Source organism: Chryseobacterium sp. (assembly GCF_022869225.1).
GTDB lineage: Bacteria > Bacteroidota > Bacteroidia > Flavobacteriales > Weeksellaceae > Chryseobacterium.
Map to the genome: position 1 here is coordinate 2073405 of NZ_JALIHL010000001.1, position 21137 is coordinate 2094541.

At 38.2% G+C, this 21137-nt stretch carries 15 protein-coding genes; 11 read left to right on the plus strand and 4 right to left on the minus strand.

The window, feature by feature from the left end; translation table 11 throughout:
* Position 1 precedes the first annotated feature (1 nt).
* Positions 2–952, plus strand: a complete 951-nt coding sequence (locus MUW56_RS09650) for a 2-oxoglutarate and iron-dependent oxygenase domain-containing protein (protein ID WP_292012988.1) — start codon at positions 2–4, stop codon at positions 950–952.
* A gap of 643 nt (positions 953–1595) precedes the next feature.
* Complete coding sequence (locus MUW56_RS09655) at positions 1596–1766, plus strand: bacteriocin (RefSeq protein WP_292012989.1); 171 nt, start codon at positions 1596–1598, stop codon at positions 1764–1766.
* A gap of 70 nt (positions 1767–1836) precedes the next feature.
* Here MUW56_RS09655 and MUW56_RS09660 read toward each other — a convergent pair whose 3' ends face one another.
* Positions 1837–2883, minus strand: coding sequence for a PA0069 family radical SAM protein (locus MUW56_RS09660; RefSeq protein ID WP_292012990.1), 1047 nt, complete (start codon positions 2881–2883; stop codon positions 1837–1839).
* 121 nt (positions 2884–3004) lie between these two features.
* Positions 3005–3199: a hypothetical protein gene (locus MUW56_RS09665; RefSeq protein ID WP_292012991.1), complete on the minus strand. Its 195-nt coding sequence runs from the start codon at positions 3197–3199 to the stop codon at positions 3005–3007.
* A 175-nt stretch (positions 3200–3374) separates the two neighbouring features.
* On the opposite strand from MUW56_RS09665, the gene MUW56_RS09670 reads away from it, so the two are divergent.
* Entirely contained in the window at positions 3375–3725 is a 351-nt protein-coding gene (locus MUW56_RS09670; RefSeq protein ID WP_292012992.1) for a hypothetical protein, read from the plus strand.
* A 57-nt stretch (positions 3726–3782) separates the two neighbouring features.
* Here the strand turns inward: MUW56_RS09670 and MUW56_RS09675 are convergent, their stop codons facing one another.
* Positions 3783–6446: a hypothetical protein gene (locus tag MUW56_RS09675; protein WP_292012993.1), complete on the minus strand. Its 2664-nt coding sequence runs from the start codon at positions 6444–6446 to the stop codon at positions 3783–3785.
* A 29-nt stretch (positions 6447–6475) separates the two neighbouring features.
* On the minus strand, positions 6476–7273 hold the full coding sequence (locus tag MUW56_RS09680; protein WP_292012994.1) for a DUF2797 domain-containing protein: 798 nt from the start codon (positions 7271–7273) through the stop codon (positions 6476–6478).
* Between the two features lie 91 nt (positions 7274–7364).
* On the opposite strand from MUW56_RS09680, the gene MUW56_RS09685 reads away from it, so the two are divergent.
* The 8 genes from MUW56_RS09685 (at position 7365) to MUW56_RS09720 (ending at position 21110) form a co-directional block, all read left to right on the plus strand.
* Positions 7365–8393, plus strand: a complete 1029-nt coding sequence (locus MUW56_RS09685; protein ID WP_292012995.1) for a GDP-mannose 4,6-dehydratase — start codon at positions 7365–7367, stop codon at positions 8391–8393.
* Between the two features lie 135 nt (positions 8394–8528).
* Entirely contained in the window at positions 8529–8750 is a 222-nt protein-coding gene (locus MUW56_RS09690; protein WP_002662059.1) for a DUF2795 domain-containing protein, read from the plus strand.
* 125 nt (positions 8751–8875) lie between these two features.
* Positions 8876–11950, plus strand: coding sequence for a preprotein translocase subunit SecA (gene secA / locus MUW56_RS09695; protein ID WP_292012996.1), 3075 nt, complete (start codon positions 8876–8878; stop codon positions 11948–11950).
* Between the two features lie 150 nt (positions 11951–12100).
* Entirely contained in the window at positions 12101–14284 is a 2184-nt protein-coding gene (locus MUW56_RS09700; RefSeq protein WP_292012997.1) for a TonB-dependent receptor, read from the plus strand.
* A gap of 44 nt (positions 14285–14328) precedes the next feature.
* A complete protein-coding gene (locus tag MUW56_RS09705) occupies positions 14329–16488 on the plus strand; it encodes a TonB-dependent siderophore receptor (protein ID WP_292012998.1) in 2160 nt (719 codons plus the stop codon).
* A 39-nt stretch (positions 16489–16527) separates the two neighbouring features.
* The gene (locus MUW56_RS09710) at positions 16528–17730 is read left to right on the plus strand and encodes a PepSY domain-containing protein (RefSeq protein WP_292012999.1); all 1203 of its coding nucleotides are present in this window, start codon (positions 16528–16530) and stop codon (positions 17728–17730) included.
* Positions 17730–19844, plus strand: coding sequence for a TonB-dependent receptor (locus MUW56_RS09715; protein ID WP_292013000.1), 2115 nt, complete (start codon positions 17730–17732; stop codon positions 19842–19844). Before MUW56_RS09710 ends, MUW56_RS09715 begins: the two co-directional genes overlap by 1 nt.
* A 54-nt stretch (positions 19845–19898) precedes the next feature.
* Positions 19899–21110 carry a PepSY domain-containing protein gene (locus tag MUW56_RS09720; protein ID WP_292013001.1) on the plus strand — a complete coding sequence of 404 codons (1212 nt, stop codon included), beginning with the start codon at positions 19899–19901 and terminating at the stop codon, positions 21108–21110.
* The last annotated feature ends 27 nt before the right edge of the window (positions 21111–21137 follow it).

Below are 21137 nucleotides of genomic sequence, written 5' to 3' on the forward strand. Positions count from 1 at the left end.
AATGGACAAAATACCTAGTGTAGACCTGCGTGATTTCCTTTCGGACAACCCGGAACGCAAACAGAAATTTGTAAATGAAATCGGAAAAGCTTATGAAGAAATTGGTTTTGTTGCTTTAAAAGGCCACTTTCTTGATGATCAACTCGTAGATGAATTGTATGGAGAGGTAAAAAACTTTTTTGAACAGCCTGTGGAAACGAAACAGAAGTATGAGATTCCCGGAATTGGCGGCCAAAGAGGTTATGTAGGATTTGGTAAAGAAACTGCAAAAGGTTTCAAAAAAGGAGACTTAAAAGAATTTTGGCACTTTGGGCAGTACCTGTCTGATGATTCAAAATACAAAGCGGAGTACCCTGACAATGTAATCGTTGAAGAACTTCCGAAATTCAACGAGGTTGGTAAAGAAGCATTCCAAATGCTTGAAAAGACCGGACAGTATGTATTAAGAGCACTGGCTCTTCACCTTGGATTAAATGAGTACTATTTTGACGATAAGATCGCAGAAGGAAACTCAATTTTAAGACCTATTCATTATCCACCCATTACTGAAGAACCGGATGATGCCGTAAGAGCAGCAGCACACGGAGATATTAACCTTATTACTCTTTTAATGGGAGCTCAGGGTAAAGGTCTTCAGGTTCAAAATCATAACGGGGACTGGATCGATGCGATTGCAGAACCGGATGAATTGATGATCAATGTTGGAGATATGCTTTCAAGACATACCAACAACAAATTGAAGTCTACCATCCACAGAGTGGTAAATCCGCCCAGAGAAATGTGGAGTACTTCAAGATATTCCATTCCTTTCTTTATGCACCCTATCAGCGCCATGTCTTTAAATGCACTGGAAAACTGTGTAGATGAAAACAACCCAAAGCTGTACGAAGATACCACTGCAGGTGAATTCTTACATGAAAGACTGATTGAGCTGGGCTTGATTAAGAAATAATACTATAATAGTCAATAATTGATCTGTTTTAACGTTATCTTTTTGTATAACGGCCAGATTAATTATTGACTTTTTTTCATCAATTACTTTCCAACCTGTTTATATCCACCTCGCACGAAGCTGGTCCCATTCCCAGCCCGTATAAACACGCTCCTTCACTTGCTCTTTCTATTTTTTCCATTTTTTATATACCCTATTGAGCTTTAATTAGAAATATTTTATATAAATTTACATTACTGTCAAATTTTTAATTAAAACCATATGAAAAATTTAAAAAAACTAAGAAAAGACCAATTAAAACACATTTCCGGAGCAGGAATTAATCTTCCAGAACCAGAGTTTTGCATGTATTACTGCAACGGGACTGTGATCTGCGCAGGCTGCAGCGATGATTTCAAATGCCCGGATGATTCGATGTAAATTGAAATCCAGCATACTATAAGATAACCGCTCTTTCCAGAGTGGTTTTTTATTTCTTACCCTTTTCTCACAAAACACACGCCTTTAAAGAATTAAAATTTTTGGAAAAATCTAAGTAAGAATTTTATGAATGAATCCGGTTTGATAAAAAGCAATTTCAACATCACCGACTTCGTAGAATTTTGATTATCTTTATTTTACCATCAAATTAAAAAAAATTACTATGAAAAATTTAAAGAAACTGAGTCAAAACAAATTGAAAACGATTTCCGGAGGAATAAGCTATCCTTTTCCCGGAGAGTGCTTTTACGTATGCAGTGATGGAATTACCTATCGTGAATTGTGCAGGGTGGAATTCATCTGTCCTGACGGCGAGAATCCCATTATTTATTAAAAACAACTGTTTCTGATGAGAAGAACCGTCCTTTTTGGGGTGATTTTTCTCATCCGGATCGAATCTGAAATCAATCAAACAATCTCAGCTGCTGATCCCGGGCTCCGGTAAAGTTGGATGTTGAAAGTTTGGGAAACTCCTTCCCTTCAAAAAACTTTTTCCTCCCTATTGTAAAGGTATTATGGATCATTTCGGCAATATTCCCTTCCCCTTTCTGTCTTTCAAAATATCTTTTATCTCCCAGTTTTCCACCGCGCATCGACCGGATCAGATTCAGCACTTTCTGTGCCCTGTCAGGGAAATGGGTTTCAATCCAATTGACGAAGACCGGTTCAACGGTATCATTTAAGCGGACTAAAGTGTATCCAAAGCTTAAAGCCCCTGCATCAGAAATTTTCTTTAAAATACTCAAAGGCTCATCACTGTTCAGCCCCGGGATAACAGGGGCAACCATAACATGCACAGGAATAGTATGCTCAGAAAGAATTTCTACCGCTTTCAATTTATTATGAGAAGAGCTCGTTCTCGGTTCCATTTTCCGTCTAAGTTCTTCATTAATGGTAGGAATACTCAGTGATACGGAAACCAGATTTTGCTCAGCCATCGGTTTTAAAATATCCAAGTCTCTAAGGACCAAGGCATTTTTTGTCAGTACATTGACAGGATGTCTGTAATCAAGACATAGCTGCAGCAGCTTTCTGGTAATTTCAAATTGTCTTTCAGCAGGCTGATAGCAGTCTGTATTTCCTGACAGCAGAATGGGGGCCGCCTTATACCCCCTTTTTTGAAAAAACTTTTCCAATAATTCGGGAGCGTTCTTTTTTACCATGATTTTTCTTTCAAAATCAATTCCTGCACTGTAGCCCCAATATTCATGAGTAGGTCTGGCAAAACAGTAAGAACATCCATGCTCACATCCCTGGTAAGGATTCATGGAATACTCCATGGGCAGGTCTTCACTTTTGACCTGGTTGACAATGGTTTTAGGAAAAACTTCGGTAAAAGAAGTCTTTACCGTTTCCAAATCTTCATCTTCAGGCTCATAGGTATACCTGTCGAAACGGTTGATAACGTTCCGCTGTGCTCCCTGACCTTTTATGAAATTTTCGTTTTGCATTCCGGTGTAAAATTAAAATGGAATTTTTATAAAATAATAAGTTTTAACATTAAAGTTTTCCACAAAAAAATCCAACACTTTCAAAAGCGCTGGATGTAAACATAATGAATATATTTTTTTACTACTTCATCGCATAAAATTCCACTCCGTGATATTCATCGTCGTGGTTTTTTTCATCAAAGTGTCTGTGATAATCAGAATAGATGTCACTATATTTTTTATCTTTTTTAGTCAAGATTTTTTTTATTCCGATTAAACTTAATACTGCCAAAAGACCAACTCCCCCTGCCAGTAAAACTCCAACTTCTTTTTTCATATTTTCTTTGATTTAATTATTGTTACCATTGCAAAAAGTATACCTATTTTATCTTTTGAAGTTATAAATTTTGTTAACATTAGACTTTATTTTTACGGAAATTACAATTCATTATTTTTCTTATATTTAGAAATGCAATGGTTTAATTATTGTACTTATCAACAAAAATAGCATTATGGAAAATCCGGAAAACATCGACAGAATGACTACCTTAAGCCAAGTGATGAAAACACTCTCTGAAAGGGGCATACACAGAGAATTCAGAATGAATGCCGCTTGTGAGATGAAATTTGAAAATTCTGAAAAAATATATCAGCCCTCTGAATTGACCATTTTAAAAACGTATCGTTTCGAAGGAGACAGTAATCCTGATGACAATGCGGTTCTGTATGTTGTAAAAGACAATAGCGGAAATAGAGGAATGATCATTGATTCTTATGGAGCAGACAGCAACTATCCTGGGGAAGAATTTGATAAATTTTTGAGAGACATTCCTATTCAGGAAAGTGATGAATTCAATTTTTAAATTAAGAATACATATTAATTTTAACCCATTAAGATCGTTCTTCTTAATGGGTTAAAATTATTTTGCTTCAGAACTCTCTTTCTTCTTAAAAATACCATTTAGAAAGCCTTTCTTTTCTTTTGGGGTTTCTGCAGGTTTTGGCTCAGGTTGGTTACCTTTTACGTTTTTGATTTCGTGTTTAATTTCTTTTACAGACTGTTTCATATCCTTTACGGAAGACACTGCTTTTTTTACTTTTTTCTCGGTTTTCTCTACATTTTTCCCGATCAATGTTTTTTTCAATCCCTGCTCAATTCCTTTCCAGAACAGATTAAAGAATGATTTTGTAGGGTCGCGCTCCACATTTTCTACCGCTACAGACTCAGGGAAACTTCCTGAATCTGATTTTAAAAAGACATTCGCAATCGCGGTTAAAACGCCTTTCTTTTCATGGTTATTTTTATTTAAAACGGCTATCTTAAGATCCTTATGTTTTAAATTGAACGTCCCGTGTAATCCGGCAGGATTCCCTTTAAAATTAAAAAGCATTTCCTGAATGGTCCCGGCAGTAGCCGTTACATGCAGATAGGGCCTGATAAACGGGTTGATGCCGCTTGCGGGAAGATTAGCCGTCCTGCCTGAAATGGTAAAGGCATCATTGGGGTCAGCCACATCGAAAATCCAGTTTACAGAAAGCGGAGCCAGGTTCATAAATGAACAATTGATCTTAATATCTACCTTGGTAGGTTTTCCTTTTGCCTTGGCCGAGTTCAGATTTTTAACATTCATATTAAAATTACTGAATGTCAGCTTCCCGGGCCCCATACTTTCAGGGGTATCTTCTTCATAAACCAGCACTGAATTTTTCAGGTCCAGATGTTCAATATTCATAGGAATTTTAACGGAGCGAAGCATTTTTGAATACAGCGCCTTTATTTTGGGATCATCTTTAGGAATTTTACTCCTGAAAATATTGGCGTCGGCAGACCGGATCATGACCTGGGAGGCATTGATAAATTTATTGTGTGAAAACAGGTCCCAGTTCCCGTCTGCACTGATCTGTTCTGCTTTCAAATCATAAAGATCTCTTTCTACAGGGATCATTTTGATAAACTGGGCTCTCGAAACGAGAGGTTTCATGGCAAAATTATTTACCTGGATCTTATTTTTGTTCAGCTTCAGAAGTCCAAGGCTGATATTGTAAAACGGTGTTCGATAGGCAAAATTGCGGGTGGTAAGAAAATAATTTTTGACCTCAAATGACAGCCCCTGATGATTAGGTTTTGGTCCTATTTTAATATCATTGAGAGTGGCATTCAGATCATGAAAAGCTAAAGGCTCTTTTCCTTTGTCGTAAGTAATATTTGAATTTTTTAATGAAATCTTTCGAATAAGGATAGAATGGATGATACCCGGTTTGGAATTTTTATTCTGTTTTTTCTCTCCCGCGTTGATGGTTCCGTTTACATTTTCTACTGCAACATCTTGAACGTCCACTGCCAGCTTTTTATCTATAAATTCCAGTTTATTAATATTGAACGCAATATGATCGGTTTTTACATCAAAAATCGTTTTCCCAACTCCAGGAGTTCCGGGAGATAACACTACATTCCGGATTTCTCCGCTGGTAGGTTTTAAAGCAATACTTTCAACACTGATATTCTGGTGGTCCGAATACACAATATCTTTTCCGGAAAATGTAAAGTCTTTATATCCGACAGGAATAATCTGATCTGAGGTGTTCTTATTGAATGTAAGTTTGTTGATATTCAAATTAAGATTTCCTACAGATAGAAGCTTATTTCCGTCAGGCTTATTGACCTGAACCACAGCATTATTAAGTTTTATATTTTCTAAATCAACTTCAAAATTTGATTTTTTTTCTTCTTTTTTAGCCGGTATTCCTGTTTTGTAAACCCTAAAAACAGGATTTTGAAAATCTGCATGGGCAAGAGAAATCTTATTTTTATTTAAAACCACATCTTTGAAATCCATTTTGGGAATGGCCACTTCAAATAATTGCGTTTTCCGGGGATAGAATTTTTTAAACTGGTCAAAAGACAGAAGCGGAATCAGTCTGAAATTTTCAACGGACATCTCTCCGTCTGCTGTATTAATGGAACTGATCGTTAGGGCATACATTTCGGCCGGCCGGAAAAAGAAATCCTGCCCCGTAATACTGTACCGGTCGAAAACGACGGGTAGTTTATCCTCTACAGATTCTTCTGTCATCTGTAAGTTTTCTACAAAAAGGTCCAGCTGCTGTACAGATAAAAACTTCTGCCTGGTAGGTTTGAAAATAGCAATCTCCCCGTCACTGATCCTAATATTTTCAAATAAAAACGGATTTCTCTTTTTGCCGGTCTTATGATCAACAGGTTTCGCCAGTATAATATTCAGGTTGGGCTTCGCCAGCAACAGATCGGACGAGCTTATTCTTTTATTAAAAAGCGCATCATAGATTCCAAAACGGCTTATTTTTAATGTATCAACAGTTCCCTGAAGTCCAATAACATCCTTATTTTGCGGATCTTTGCTGTTTACAGAAATGCCTGTAGCCAGAATATTTCCCGTTCCCAGATCCACTTCCAGAGTCTTATAGGAAACTTGATATGCTGTATTTTTTTTAATATAATCTGGAAGCTGAGTTTTAAGCCATATATTCAGTCCGAAGTTAGCCGCGAGAATAAGTCCCAGCAGCACTCCGAAACCTATGAATAGTCTTTTAACCCATTTTTTCATAGTTGTGATTTGGTTTAGTGAGTTTACAGTTAATTCCTTACCTCGAATTCGATGACATATCCTTCATGTCCTCTTACATTCATAAAGTTTCCCCCTTCAAATCCAAGATACTGCCCTTTAATCCCTGTAAGCCTGCCTGTAAATTCAGGTTTTTTATCCAAAGTAAACGAGGTAACTTTTTCGGGCCTTTCATACGGATAATCAAACTTCCAAAGATTTTCCCCTTCGCTGTAGAACTTTTGGAAATCCTCAGGAAAATGCTGTTTAATCTTCTGCTGGAAATCTGCAAGATCCATTTCTCCTTCAAAATCATCCTGAAGCATTTTTTTCCAGTTGGTTTTATCGGCCAAATGCTCTTTTAAAGCTACTTCTATCATTCCGGCTTCATAGCGGTTTTCCGTTCTTGCAATCGGTAAGGCAAAAGTAGCACCCTGATCAATCCATCTTGTAGGAATCTGGGTGTTTCTGGTCACTCCTACTTTTACATCTCCTGTATAAGCCAGATAAACCGTATGCGGCTGGAGCTGGATTTCTTTTTCAACTTCCAAATCACGCTCTGCCACCCCTAAATGTGCTGTAGAAAGTTCAGGACGAATAATGGTATCACTGGCATAGGGACTTTCGAAAAAACAGTTTTTACAGAACCCCATCCTGTACACCGGTTTATTCTCACCACAGTTCACACACTGAAATCCGATATGTTTTATGCTGAGCTCTTTTCCCAACAACTCATTCATATGGATCAGATCTCCTGAAAGATTGAGGTAGTATTGGATCGGTTTAGCATCATAGCTCGTCATCTTTAAAATTTGCCCTTGAAACTGCATAGTTTGTTTTTATATTACTTTTTTAAGTAAATTTAATGATTATATTTTTCAAAAGTAAAATTTATATTTTTGTGTTAATAAAAAACCACAGATGATTTATCTTGTAACAGGAGGCAGTGGATTCATTGGTTCTCATTTAATTCAACGATTATTAAGAAATGGACATTCTGTCATAAACGTTGACAATTTTGATAATTTCTACGACTATCATATAAAAATCAGAAATACTTTAGAGTCTATTGATCAAATTTCGGATTTTGAGTTTTCTGACAAAGAGACCGATATCCGGCGTTTAGCCACCGTGTCTCATTCGGATCAATATTCCCTTTACTATCAGGATATCAGAGACAAAAAAGGCCTCGAAGCTATTTTTAAAAGCCATCCCATTGATATGGTGATCCACCTGGCTGCACTTGCCGGCGTTCGTCCTTCTATTGAAAACCCTTTAGACTATGAGGAAGTGAATGTGCGCGGAACCATGAACCTTTGGGAGCTCTGTAAAGATTTTCACATTAAAAAATTTATTTGCGCCTCTTCTTCAAGTGTTTACGGAAATAATGACAAAATTCCTTTTGCAGAAACAGACAATGTAGACAATCCCATTTCACCTTATGCCGCAACGAAAAAATGTGGAGAGATCCTGGGCCATGTTTACCATAAGCTTTACCATATAGATATTCTTCAATTGCGGTTTTTTACCGTATATGGCCCCAGACAGAGACCTGATCTTGCGATACACAAATTTACCCAACTTATTTCAGAAGGCCGGGAAATCCCTTTCTACGGTGATGGAAATACTTCCAGGGATTATACTTATATAGATGATATTATCGATGGAATTATAAAATCTGCCCACTATCTGGAAAACCACTCTGAGGTCTATGAAATCTTAAATTTGGGCGAAAATCATGTGGTGACCTTATCGGAGATGGTAGGCACCATAGAAAAAGCATTGGGAATGACTGCCATCAAAAAAAATCTGCCAATGCAGCCGGGAGATGTCACAAAAACCAATGCTGACATCACAAAATCGAAGGCGTTAATAGGCTACCAGCCAGACACAGACTTCCAAAATGGCATAAAAAAATTTGTGGAATGGTTTTTGAGAAAACGACAATAAGTAAATTGCTGACATCGCTGCAATGGAGTTGGTGAAAGGCAATCATCAAAAAAATTTTAAAAAGAATTGAAAATCAAGTATAAAAAAGCTTATAATATAACCTATTTTTATACTTTTGCAAAAAATTAGAAAATTATGTACTGGACATTAGAATTAGCTTCATATCTAAGTGACGCACCTTGGCCAATGACAAAAGCAGAGCTTATTGACTACGCAATCAGAACTGGTGCACCTATGGAAGTAGTAGAAAACCTTCAGGCTATCGAGGATGAAGGAGAAATTTATGAATCTATCGAAGAAGTATGGAGTGACTATCCTACGGACGAGGATTTCCTTTGGAACGAGGACGAATATTAATAAAGCGATAAGCTTTAGGCTGCACGCCTAGAGCTTTTTTGCCCTTTTTATATATTAATTTACACGATAAGCGTGTCATTTAAAACGCTTAAAGCATCTTGCATTAAGCATAAAGCAAAAAATTTATGAGTTTTTTAAACAAAGTTCTTAAAGGGTTTTTGGGAGACAAAAAAGCGCAGGACCTAAAAGAAGTAAAAAAAGTTGTAACAAAAATCAAAGCTGTAGAACCTAACATCCAAGAATTGACGGATGATGGGTTGAGACAAAAAACGGCTGAGTTTAAAGAGAATATAAAATCCGCAACCAGCAAGATCACAGCTCAAATAGAACAGATAAAAGAGCAGATAAAGAATTCAACAAACGTTGATGAGAAAGAAGCTCTATTCTCAAAAATTGAGTCTTTAAAGAAAGAATCATACGAAATTGAAGAAAAAGTTCTTATCCAGATCCTTCCTGAAGCTTTTGCACTGATAAAAGAAACAGCAAGAAGATGGGCTCAGAATGGAGAGATCCGTGTAACAGCAGGTGACTGGGATAGAGAACTGGCTGCTGCAGGGAAAGATTTTATTGAAATTCAAGGAGACACTGCTGTTTGGAAAAACTCATGGGATGCTGCCGGAACTCCTGTAGTTTGGGATATGGTCCATTATGATGTTCAGTTTATCGGAGGGATTATTCTTCACAGTGGTAAAATTGCCGAAATGGCAACCGGTGAGGGTAAAACTTTGGTAGGAACATTACCTATTTATTTAAATTCACTTCCTGAGAGAGGAGTTCACGTAGTAACAGTGAATGACTACCTTGCGAAAAGGGACTCCGCGTGGATGGGACCTCTTTATCAGTTCCATGGAATGTCTATCGACTGTATCGACAACCACCAGCCGAACTCAGACGGAAGAAGAAAAGCATACAATTCAGATATCACTTATGGAACGAATAATGAGTTCGGTTTCGATTATCTGAGAGATAATATGGTGACTTCACCCTCAGAACTGGTACAGAGAGAGCTTAACTTTGCGATTGTGGATGAGGTGGATTCTGTATTGGTTGACGATGCAAGAACACCGTTGATTATTTCCGGGCCGGTTCCCCAGGGAGACAGACAGGAATTTGATGTTCTGAAGCCTTCTATCGACAGAATCGTTGAAGTTCAGAGAAAGACTGTTTCTGCGATTTTCAATGAAGCGAAAAAATTAATCGCTGCCGGAAATACAAAAGAAGGAGGATTCAAATTGCTTCAGGCATACAGAGGTCTTCCTAAAAACAGACAATTAATCAAATTCTTATCAGAAAGCGGGAACAGAGCATTGCTTCAGAAAGTTGAGGCTCAGTACATGCAGGACAACAACCGTGATATGCCTATCGTAGATAAGGACCTTTACTTCGTTATTGAAGAAAAGAACAATCAGGTAGACCTTACTGATAAAGGGGTTGAGTACATGTCTCAAGGAAACTCTGACCCTAACTTCTTCGTTCTTCCTGATATCGGGACTGAAATTGCTGAAGTGGAAGCCAAAAACTTATCCAAGGAAGAAGAGTTTGAGGCTAAAGAAAAACTTTTCTCTGATTTTGCTGAAAAATCGGAGCGTGTTCACACCATGAGCCAGCTATTGAAAGCCTATACGTTATTTGAAAAAGATGATGAGTATGTAGTGATCGACGGTGAAGTAAAAATCGTTGATGAGCAGACGGGACGTATTATGGAGGGACGTCGTTATTCTGACGGTCTTCACCAGGCGATTGAAGCTAAAGAGAATGTGAAAATTGAGGCTGCGACTCAAACTTTTGCAACCATTACGCTTCAGAACTATTTCCGTATGTACAACAAACTTGCGGGGATGACCGGTACTGCAGAAACAGAGGCGGGTGAACTTTGGGAAATCTACAAATTAGATGTTGTGGTGATTCCGACCAACCGCCCTGTTTTAAGACATGACAAACAAGATTTAGTTTTCAAAACTAATAGAGAAAAATACAATGCTGTTATTGAAGAAATTGAAAAATTAACAGCGGCTAAAAGACCGGTACTGGTAGGTACAACGTCTGTTGAAATCTCTCAGTTGCTTTCAAGAGCACTTCAATTAAGAAAAATCCCGCACCAGGTATTGAACGCGAAACTTCACAAAAAAGAAGCAGAGATCGTTGCAGGAGCAGGACAGCCGGGAGTGGTAACCATTGCGACCAATATGGCGGGACGTGGTACGGATATTAAACTGTCTAAAGAAGTAAAAGAAGCCGGAGGTTTGGCAATCATCGGTACCGAAAGACACGATTCAAGACGTGTTGACAGACAGTTGAGAGGTAGAGCGGGACGTCAGGGAGATCCGGGAAGTTCTCAGTTCTATGTATCTCTTGAAGACAACTTAATGCGTTTGTTCGGTTCTGAAAGAATCGCTAAGATGATGGACAGAATGGGTCATAAGGAAGGTGAGGTAATTCAGCATTCTATGATCAGCAAATCTATTGAAAGAGCGCAGAAGAAAGTGGAAGAAAACAACTTCGGAACAAGAAAGAGACTTCTTGAGTATGATGATGTAATGAACAAACAGCGTGACGTAATCTACAAGAGAAGAAAGAATGCCCTATTCGGGGACCACTTGAAATATGATATCACCAATATGATTTTCGATGTTGCCAATTCTATCGTTACGAAAGGAAAAGCAAGTGGAAATTATAAGGATTTCGAATATGAGATCATCAAAACCTTCACGATGGAATCTCCGGTTTCTGAAAGTGATTTTGGAAATAAAAATGTTCAGGATTTAACGAATATTTTATTCAAAGCCGCTCAGGAAGATTACCAAATGAAGCTGAACTTACTGAAAGAAAAATCATTCCCAATTATTGAGAATGTATACCAAAACCAGGGTTCAATGTTCAAAATGATCCAGGTTCCTTTCACGGACGGGCACAAAACAATGACTATTGTAGCAGACTTAAAAGAAGCTTACGAAACGCAGTGTGAAAGTTTGGTAAACGATTTTGAGAAGAATATTACCTTATCGATTATCGATGAAAACTGGAAGCTTCACCTTCGTGAAATGGACGACTTAAGAAGATCATCACAAGGCGCTGTTTACGAGCAGAAAGACCCACTTGTCATTTATAAGCAGGAATCTTTCCACCTGTTCAGTGAAATGATTGACAAATTGAATAAAGAAATTATTTCTTTCTTATACAAAGGAGAAATTCCAGCGTAAGGAATAATTCAAAATAGTTTAAAAAACCGCTTCAGCATTGCCTGAAGCGGTTTTTTGTTATTCAGCATATACTAATTTTATGATAAATATCAATATTATTGTTTATTTAGAACAGTTAAAAATAATATATTTGCATAAAATTTGACTTTCATGAAAAATGTACTAATCGGTGCTTCGATGCTAGGAACTATTTTGGTCTTTGCTCAAAAGAAAGATTCTGCCAACACAAAAAGCATTGATGAAGTAATCATAAACACGTATATTAAAAAAGACAGTGAATATTCAAATAAAATGCCGTTAAAGGCTATTGAAAATCCACAAGTTTATTCAAGTGTTGATAAAACCATTTTAGAAAATCAAGGAATTTACACGGTAGATGAAGCATTTAAAAATATTACCGGTTTGCAGACCATGTGGACTTCAAATGGAAGAGCCGGTGATGGAGGAGCCTATGTAAGCTTAAGAGGATTTGTGTCTGCCAATTCTTTAAGAAACGGAGTGCTGGGTGCCGTAACAGGAACCATAGATGCAATCAACCTGGAAAAAATAGAGGTACTGAAAGGGCCGTCAGGAACATTATTCGGAAGTTTACTTTCAAGCTATGGCGGGGTAATCAACCGGGTCACCAAAAAACCTTATGAACAATTTGGAGGAAACATCAGCCTGACCGGCGGGAGCTACGACACGTACCGGGCAGCTGTAGATATCAACACTCCACTTACGAAGGACAAAAAATTACTATTCCGTTTAAATTCTGCCTATACGAATGAAGGAACATTCCAGACAGAAGGGTTCAGACGAAACCTCGCGATTGCTCCGAGCTTAAGCTATAAACCCTCTGACCGTTTAAGTATCAACCTTGATATGGAGCTGTTCCAGATGAAAAACATGAGTGATCAGACCTTTTTCTTCTACTCCGGTGATTACTTACAAAAAGTGAACACTATAAAGGATCTTAATCTTGATTATAGAAATTCATATCTAGGAAAAGGTCTTACCAATACTGGAAGAAGTATTAACTTTTTCGGACAGGTCAATTATAAGATTTCAAAATCCATGACTTCTTCTACAAATTTCAGTACATCATCCAGCTATTCTGATGGATTTATGCCTTATTTATACTTTTCAGGTGATGATGCCGGCAGTATTTACAGAAGCGATCAGTCTACAAGAGACAGCAGAAAGCGATCTCTCAACTTCCAACAAAATTTCAACGGAGATTTTCATATTGGAAATTTAAGAAACAGAGTGGTTTTGGGATTCGATTATCTAAGGGTCAATAACAATCAGAACTTTTACGACATCAATGGTTTTGATAGGGATGCACAGGGAAATTCTGTCCCTGTTCCTTTACATCAGCCTGGTTTTGATTATACCAACTTTAATGGAGCCGCTCTACAGGCAAAATATAATGCTGTTGCAGGAAATGAGACCCCTTATATCATCAAAGGGATACAGGAGAACTATGCGGTTTACCTTTCCAATGTCCTTAATATCACCAATAACCTTAATGTATTAATGGCGTTAAGGGTAGATAACTTCATTAATAATCCGGGTATTGCAGGAGCCTCCAATTCTGAAGAAAGCAAAAAATTAAATCAGACATTTTTCTCTCCAAAGCTGGGAATCGTATATGAAGTGATAAAAGATAAAGTTTCATTGTTTGGAAACTACCAGAACAGCTTTAAAAATCTGTCCTATTATTTGGATGGATCAGGCATTACAAGAACACCGCTGCCGGAGCAGGCCAACCAGATGGAAGGAGGGATCAAAACCAGTCTTTTTAATGGAAAAGTATCTTCTACATTCAGTTATTACAATATTAAAGTAAAAGATGTTCTAAGAAATTTACAAATTGTTGAGAATCCCCAAGCCCAGGTACAGGATGGTACTATTGTAAGCAGAGGGGTTGAACTTGAAATCAACGCTTATCTGGTCAAAGGATTTACTGCCATTGCCGGCTTCAGTTATAATGACTCAAAATATACCAAAGCTGATTCATCAGTATCGGATAGAAGGCCTAACACAGCAGGATCACCCTATCTGGCCAACCTATATGCAAGTTATCAATTCTTAGACGGAAAACTTAAAGGATTAGGTTTTGGAATTGGCGGAAACTATGCCAGCAAAAATAAAATCTACAACTCAGCGGACGGCGTTTTCTCTTTACCATCGTATGTTGTACTGAATGCCAGTGCCTATTATGATGCTAAAAAATTCAGGATTGGAGTAAAGGTAGACAATTTCACCAACCAGCATTACTGGATAGGTTATACCACCGCAAATCCTCAAAGACTGATCAACGCAGTAGGAACACTTACCTATAAATTCTAAGCATACAAATAAACAATTCAACACACATAAGGACTCTATAAACAATGAAAAAAATAACGATAGGAGCTGCATTATTAACATCAATGTTAAGTTTTGCACAGGAAAAAAAAGACACGATCCAATCCAATGATATCGAAGAAGTTGTAGTCAGCGGAAGGTATTATAAAAAATATGTGGAAAAGGAAGGTTCATCTTCTCTTCGCCTGGATGAGGCCCTGATTAAAATTCCTCAGAACATCTCAATAATTACCAATAGAGCATTAGAAGACCAGCAGGTGACCACGTTAAGTGATGGTGTTTTAAGAAACGTTGCCGGAGCACAAAGACTGGAGCACTGGGGAGACATGTATACAAGGGTCAATATGAGAGGATCGAGAGCTGCGGCTTTCATGAATGGGGTCAATGTAACTTCAAACTGGGGTCCATTGAGTGAGGACATGAGCTATGTAGATCACATCGAATTTATCAAAGGACCGTCAGGGTTTTTAATGTCTAATGGAGAGCCTAGCGGGATTTATAATATCGTGACCAAAAAACCTACAGGAAACGCTCTGAATGGGTCAGCAAGGGTTACATTGGGAAGTTACAATATGTACAGAGGCGAGACTGATATTGATACAAAAATCACTGATAAAGTTGCTTTCAGGCTGAATTTAATGGCTCAGAACAAAAAAAGTTTCAGGGATTATGAATTCAATGACCGGTATATTATTAATCCATCCTTAAAAGTAAACCTTACGGATAAAACGACTTTAGTTGCTGAATACATCTACCAGAGGGCAAAAATGTCTGAAGTAGGATCTGCTTATGTTTACAGCTTTGAGGGCTACGGTAAAAAGCCAGCTGAATATACCGTATCTGATCCTGGCATCGACCCAACAAAAGTGACGAATAATACTGTTAATTTAAATTTACAGCACAAGTTTAATGAGAACTGGAAATTAACGACTCAGCTTACCTATGTAAATGAATATACAATGGGAAGTGATATCTGGCCGGGAACATTCATTTCAGATACCCAATTCATAAGAACACTTAATTTTTGGGAAGCCAGTAATGTCATGAAATTCGGACAGGTATTTTTAAATGGTTATATAAAAACAGGTCCTGTTTCGCATAAAATATTAACCGGGCTTGACCTGGGATCCAAAAAATATCTGGCTGACTGGTCAAAAAGCGGCCCTTTAGATACGGAGAAAAATCCATTTGATCTTAATGCCGCTACTTATACTCCGCCCAGTGCAGGATATCCTAAGTTTGATGATCAGGGAAAATCTTTATTAGAAAGAGCCACTCCTTATGGTACCATAGAACAGGAATATACCGGTCTGTATTTACAGGATGAACTGGGATTTTTAGACGATGCTCTTAGATTGACAGTTGCTGCACGTTATACGAACGTAAAAGAAAACAGCTACGGAACGAAAATGGAAGCTAACAGAATTACTCCACGTGTTGGTTTGAGCTATTCTATTGATTCCAATACATCTGCCTATGCATTATATGATCAGGCGTTTACTCCACAATCCGGATTATTCAGAGATGGAACTACAGCAAAGCCTATCACGGGAAACAGTATGGAAGTTGGATTCAAAAGAGATTGGTTTAATGGGAAATGGAATACCACTTTATCCCTTTACAATATCAACAAGAACAATGCTATTTCTAATGACCCCACAGATCCAACCGGAGTTTTCTCCGTTTTCCTGGGTAAAACACGTGTACAGGGGATAGAATTCGATCTTAAAGGAGAAATTACCAAAGGGTTTAATGCCATCTTCAACTACGCCTTCACTGAAAATAAATTTACAGAAACAACTCAGAAAGCAACAAAAGGAGAACTTGTTCCCGGATATGCTAAGCATACTCTGAACGGTTGGTTAAATTACACATTTACAGGAGGAGATTTAGAAGGTTTCGGATTAAGCTTTGGAGGAACTTTCCTGGGGGGAAGAAGTAGCTGGAACTGGGGAAGCACCAATGCTCCTTTGCAAATGAACGACTACCTGAAGTTTGATGCAGGATTATCCTGGGAAAACACTAAGTTCAGAGTAGGATTAAACGTTTTTAATGTTTTCAACAGATACCTGTATAGCGGAAGCAGTATTAACTTTACTATGGCTGACAATACGCAAAGAGGAGGATATTACTATCAGGCAGAAGCCCCTAGAAATTTCAGAATCTCATTAGCATATAAATTTTAAGATAAAGGTGAGCCCCTCCCAGGGGTTAACTTTTTTACTATGAAGAAAAAGCATCACCATACAAAAAAAGTTTCTTCCACAAAGAAATGGTCTGCCAAACTGCATTTGTGGTTTGGTTTGTCCGTTGGTATCATTATTTTCATTGTCTCTCTTTCAGGGACCTTGTATGTTTTTAAGGATGAAGTACAGAACAGTCTTCGTAAAGAAGCTATATATGTAAAAAATGAAGAGGCAAACCAAAAACCATTGCCTATCAGTCTTCTTCGTGAGAAAATAACCCTGGAACTCAATGAAAAATACCCGTTAAGCTCCGTTGAGGTTCCTTTGGATAAAAATAAATCTTACCGCTTTTTATACTACGAAAAAAGCAAAAAAGGCTGGAATTATTTCGAGCAAGTTAAGATCAACAAACAGGTATATATCAATCCGTATACGGGGCAGATCTTAGGTGTTTATAATGAAAAATATGATTTTTTCACCATTTTAAAATACATTCACTGGAGTCTTTTACTGAAGTCTGAATGGGGGCCGTATGTAGTAGGAATTCCAACAGTGCTTTTCATCATCATGCTGATCACGGGAATTATTTTATGGTGGCCTAAAAACAAAAAAGCAAGAAAAGGACGCTTTTCCTTCCATTGGAAGAATGTGAAAACCTGGAAACGCAAAAATTATGACCTTCATAATGTGCTGGGATTCTATGCTTCCTTCATTGCATTATTACTGAGCGTTACCGGAATTTATTTTGCGTATCCCTATGTAAAAAACACGTTCAATTTTGCATTATCAGGAACCTTTGATCTTCCCAAAGAAAAGGAAATCAAATCTCCGGATTCCCTGATGGCCAAAAGTGATGCTGTTTTCGATCTTGCTGCAGCACAGACTCAACAACTGTATGCCGGATCATCCAGCTTCAGAATTTCTTTAAACGGAAAAAACAAAAGGGGAAAAGAACTTAAAAGCCTGCCGGTGACCATCTACGGACAGGAAGGAAGGTTTAGCGAAAGAAATCTGTTGACTTTTGATAAGTATTCCGGAAAAGTATTAGCCAATATACCTCATCACAATCTAAATACCGCCGAAAAATATGCCAATGCCAACTATGACATCCATACCGGATCTTACTTCGGGCTGTTTGGAAAGATCATCTGGTTTCTGGCCGGTCTCATCTGTACATCACTTCCCGTTACCGGATTTCTGATCTGGTGGGGAAAAAGAAAGAAACAAGGAAAGAAAATATAATGAAAAAAGTGCTTTTATCAGCAGCCTGCCTGGGAACAGCAACCGCTTTTGCTCAGGTTAAAGATACTTTACAAACCAAAAATGTGGAAGAGGTCGTGATGACTGCTTCAAGGAAGAAGGAGAACATCAAAGAGGTTCCCAGCTCCATTACCATTGTGGGAGAAAAACAGATTCAGTCTCAATTGACCGTCAATTCAGATATCACCAGTATCCTGCAATATACCGTTCCCAGTTTAGGAACCAATTCCGGGCAGACCTCAAACACAGGACAGACCCTGAGAGGCCGCCAGGTTTTGGTTTTGATTGACGGAATCCCGCAATCTACTCCACTGCGAAACGGAGCAAGAGATTTGAGAGTAATTGACCCCTCCGCAATTGAAAGAATTGAAGTCATTAAAGGAGCATCTTCCATCTATGGAAATGGGGCCGACGGCGGAATCATCAATTATATTACTAAAAGAAGTAAAACAGATCAGAAGATTTCCGGTATTTCACAGGTTGGCCTTACAGGACAGCCTTACGGAGGAACTTTGGGCATGAGAGCAAGCCAGCTTTTAACCGGAAAGGTCAACAAATTTGATTATACCCTTTCGTTAGCCTACGAAAGAACCGGCTATATGAAAGATGCGGACGGGATTATGCTTACCCCCACGTACAGCACCGCAAAAATGGACAACTACAACGGCATGCTGAAACTGGGCTATGCCATTAATGACAACCAAAGAATTGAAGCCTCCTATATTGGTTACTCTTCAAGATCCAACCTGAATTTAGGATTAAGAACAGGAAAATACGGAGTTTCACCTACCATAGGAGAAGGGGAAGGAAAAAGCCTGGAAACAACGCCTCAGGGGACTCCAAAAAATAATAATATCAGGGTAAGCTATGACAATAAGAATTTATTTGCAGGAACTTCTTTAAACATTAACCTTTATTACCAGGATTTTAAAACGGTTTACGGATATAGTGATACATTCTTTAACGGTGGGCAGTCGAATGTCATTTCAAAAAAAGCAGGGGCTAGGTTCAATTTTGATACCCAGCTGTGGAATACCGCCAATTCTCAGGGAGAAATCATCTATGGAGCCGACATTTTAAATGACGAGACCGTACAGAAGCTTGAAGACGGCAGATTCTGGACTCCCAGTATGAGTATGACCAATATTGCGCCTTTTTTATTGGCAAAAATTGATCTTTTCAAAAAGCTGACGATCAAAGGAGGGCTTCGTTATGAAAACATCAGAGTGAATGTTGATGATTTTAATACCCTATCAGTGATCAAAAATGACGGAACATTTACCAAAAGCATCCCTGTATCAGGCGGAAAATTAAATTATAATGCCCTGGTAGGAAACATTGGACTGCGTTACAATATAGAACCTTATATCAACCTTTTTGCAAGTTTCTCACAAGCCTACTCGATCAATGAACTGGGAAGGATTTTAAGAACTTCAACTTCCGAAACGATCCAAAACCTGGAAACCAAACCCATTATCGTCAATAACTATGAATTGGGAGCAACAGGACAGGTGGCCAGCTGGCTTAATTATGAACTTACCTCATATGTAAGTACCTCTAAGCTTGGAGCGACCTTTGTTCAGAGTGCAGACAGAGCTTTAACCATCAAGAGAGCTCCGGAAATCATTTATGGAGTGGAAGGATTTTTACATTTTACCCCTGCTAAATGGGTCCGGTTTGGAGGAAGCCACAGCTGGATGGAAGGCATTACTTCTCCTGACGACAATGGAGAATATTCCTCAAAAATCAACAACAGCAGAATTTCAGCTCCTAAAGTGCTGGCTTATATCCAGGTAAAGCCCATCCCGGCATTATCTGTCGGGTTAGATATGCTTCACTCTTTCAAACAGGATAGATTTGAAGCCAATGCAAAGACCGGATTATATGCGTATGGAGAAGGTTATGTTCCTGAATATACTGTTTTCAACTTCAAGTCAGGCTACGAGATCAACAATCACTGGAAATTGTCCTTAGGTATTGAAAACCTGTTCAATAAGATGTATCAGCCCGCTATTGCATGGTGGACAGCCAGAGACAGTGAATTCGTCAATTCTCCGGGAATGAGAGGAACTTTTTTAATTGAATATAAATTTTAATTAAACTAAATAAACTTAGGTTATCTTTGCAAAGCTTGCCTTCAATAACGAACTATGAAGAAAAAACATCATCATAAAAACAAACCGGGATTCTTTAAAAAATGGTCCGCAAAGCTCCATTTATGGTTTGGATTGGGAATCGGGTTTTTGATTTTCATCATTTCCATTACAGGAGCCCTGTACGTCTTCAAGGACGAAATAGAAAACTTTACCCGGAGAGATGTCATCTATCATCATGAACAAAACATTGATCATAAGCAGATCCTCCCAATCCGGGCTATGGAAAAATCCGTTGCGGAACAGGTAAAGGAAAAGTACCCTATCCACTGGGTCAATGTTCCGGTTGACAAAAAAATGTCATACCTGTTCTATTGGTACGAACACAATACCGATGCCTGGAATTATTTTGATGAATATCCCGTTTATAAATCAGCGTATGTAAACCCTTATACCGGAAAAGTATTGAGAGTCTATGATGAAAAAAACGGTTTTTTCAACATCGTAAAAATGATTCACTGGAGTTTCCTTTTGAAACAGGACTGGGGAGCTTATGTAGTAGGAATACCTGTTATTATTTTCGTTATCATGCTGATTACGGGAATTGTTTTATGGTGGCCTAAAAATAAAGCGGCAAGAAAACAGCGTTTCAGTTTCAAATGGAAAAACATCAAAAGCTGGAAAAGGAAAAATTATGACCTTCACAATGTTTTAGGTTTCTATGCTTCCATTTTCGCGCTCATTTTCTCTATAACCGGCCTATTCTATGCTTTCTTTGTCGTTCAGGCAATGATCTACGTGTTATTTTCCGGAGGGGAAACCCAGTATCCTGATTTTTCCCATATCAAAACAAAGGCTCCCATTGAACTGAGAACAGAAGGAACACTGGATAAAATCATCAATACCGTAAAAAAGAAATACCCAGATTCTTACGCTTTCTCCATAGATCTTGGCCACGAGCATATGGATGATCACGAACATCCTAATTTTGAAGTCTATGTAAAACACCTTTCCTATTCTTATCACAAAAGCAGCAGCCTGATCTTTGATGAGAATTCAGGAGAACTGCTTCATGCCCATGATCCTAAAGACAAGAATTTTGGGGAAAAGGCAGTCAGTGCCAATTATGACATCCATGTAGGAGCCATTTTAGGGCTTCCTACGAAGATCATTGCCTTTGTCGTAAGTCTCATATGCGCTTCTCTGCCGGTAACCGGATTTATGATCTGGTGGGGAAGAAAAAAGAAAAAAACAGTAAAAACAGCCTAATACCTTAAATAATACCGAGTTCATAAT

Bases quoted from the DNA above. Each gene is read 5' to 3' on its own strand.
- MUW56_RS09650 (WP_292012988.1), top strand. From the start codon at position 2: ATGGACAAAATACCTAGTGTAGACCTGCGTGATTTCCTTTCGGACAAC.
- MUW56_RS09655 (WP_292012989.1), top strand. From the start codon at position 1,596: ATGAAAAATTTAAAGAAACTGAGTCAAAACAAATTGAAAACGATTTCC.
- MUW56_RS09660 (WP_292012990.1), bottom strand. From the start codon at position 2,883: ATGCAAAACGAAAATTTCATAAAAGGTCAGGGAGCACAGCGGAACGTT.
- MUW56_RS09665 (WP_292012991.1), bottom strand. From the start codon at position 3,199: ATGAAAAAAGAAGTTGGAGTTTTACTGGCAGGGGGAGTTGGTCTTTTG.
- MUW56_RS09670 (WP_292012992.1), top strand. From the start codon at position 3,375: ATGGAAAATCCGGAAAACATCGACAGAATGACTACCTTAAGCCAAGTG.
- MUW56_RS09675 (WP_292012993.1), bottom strand. From the start codon at position 6,446: ATGAAAAAATGGGTTAAAAGACTATTCATAGGTTTCGGAGTGCTGCTG.
- MUW56_RS09680 (WP_292012994.1), bottom strand. From the start codon at position 7,273: ATGCAGTTTCAAGGGCAAATTTTAAAGATGACGAGCTATGATGCTAAA.
- MUW56_RS09685 (WP_292012995.1), top strand. From the start codon at position 7,365: ATGATTTATCTTGTAACAGGAGGCAGTGGATTCATTGGTTCTCATTTA.
- MUW56_RS09690 (WP_002662059.1), top strand. From the start codon at position 8,529: ATGTACTGGACATTAGAATTAGCTTCATATCTAAGTGACGCACCTTGG.
- secA (WP_292012996.1), top strand. From the start codon at position 8,876: ATGAGTTTTTTAAACAAAGTTCTTAAAGGGTTTTTGGGAGACAAAAAA.
- MUW56_RS09700 (WP_292012997.1), top strand. From the start codon at position 12,101: ATGAAAAATGTACTAATCGGTGCTTCGATGCTAGGAACTATTTTGGTC.
- MUW56_RS09705 (WP_292012998.1), top strand. From the start codon at position 14,329: ATGAAAAAAATAACGATAGGAGCTGCATTATTAACATCAATGTTAAGT.
- MUW56_RS09710 (WP_292012999.1), top strand. From the start codon at position 16,528: ATGAAGAAAAAGCATCACCATACAAAAAAAGTTTCTTCCACAAAGAAA.
- MUW56_RS09715 (WP_292013000.1), top strand. From the start codon at position 17,730: ATGAAAAAAGTGCTTTTATCAGCAGCCTGCCTGGGAACAGCAACCGCT.
- MUW56_RS09720 (WP_292013001.1), top strand. From the start codon at position 19,899: ATGAAGAAAAAACATCATCATAAAAACAAACCGGGATTCTTTAAAAAA.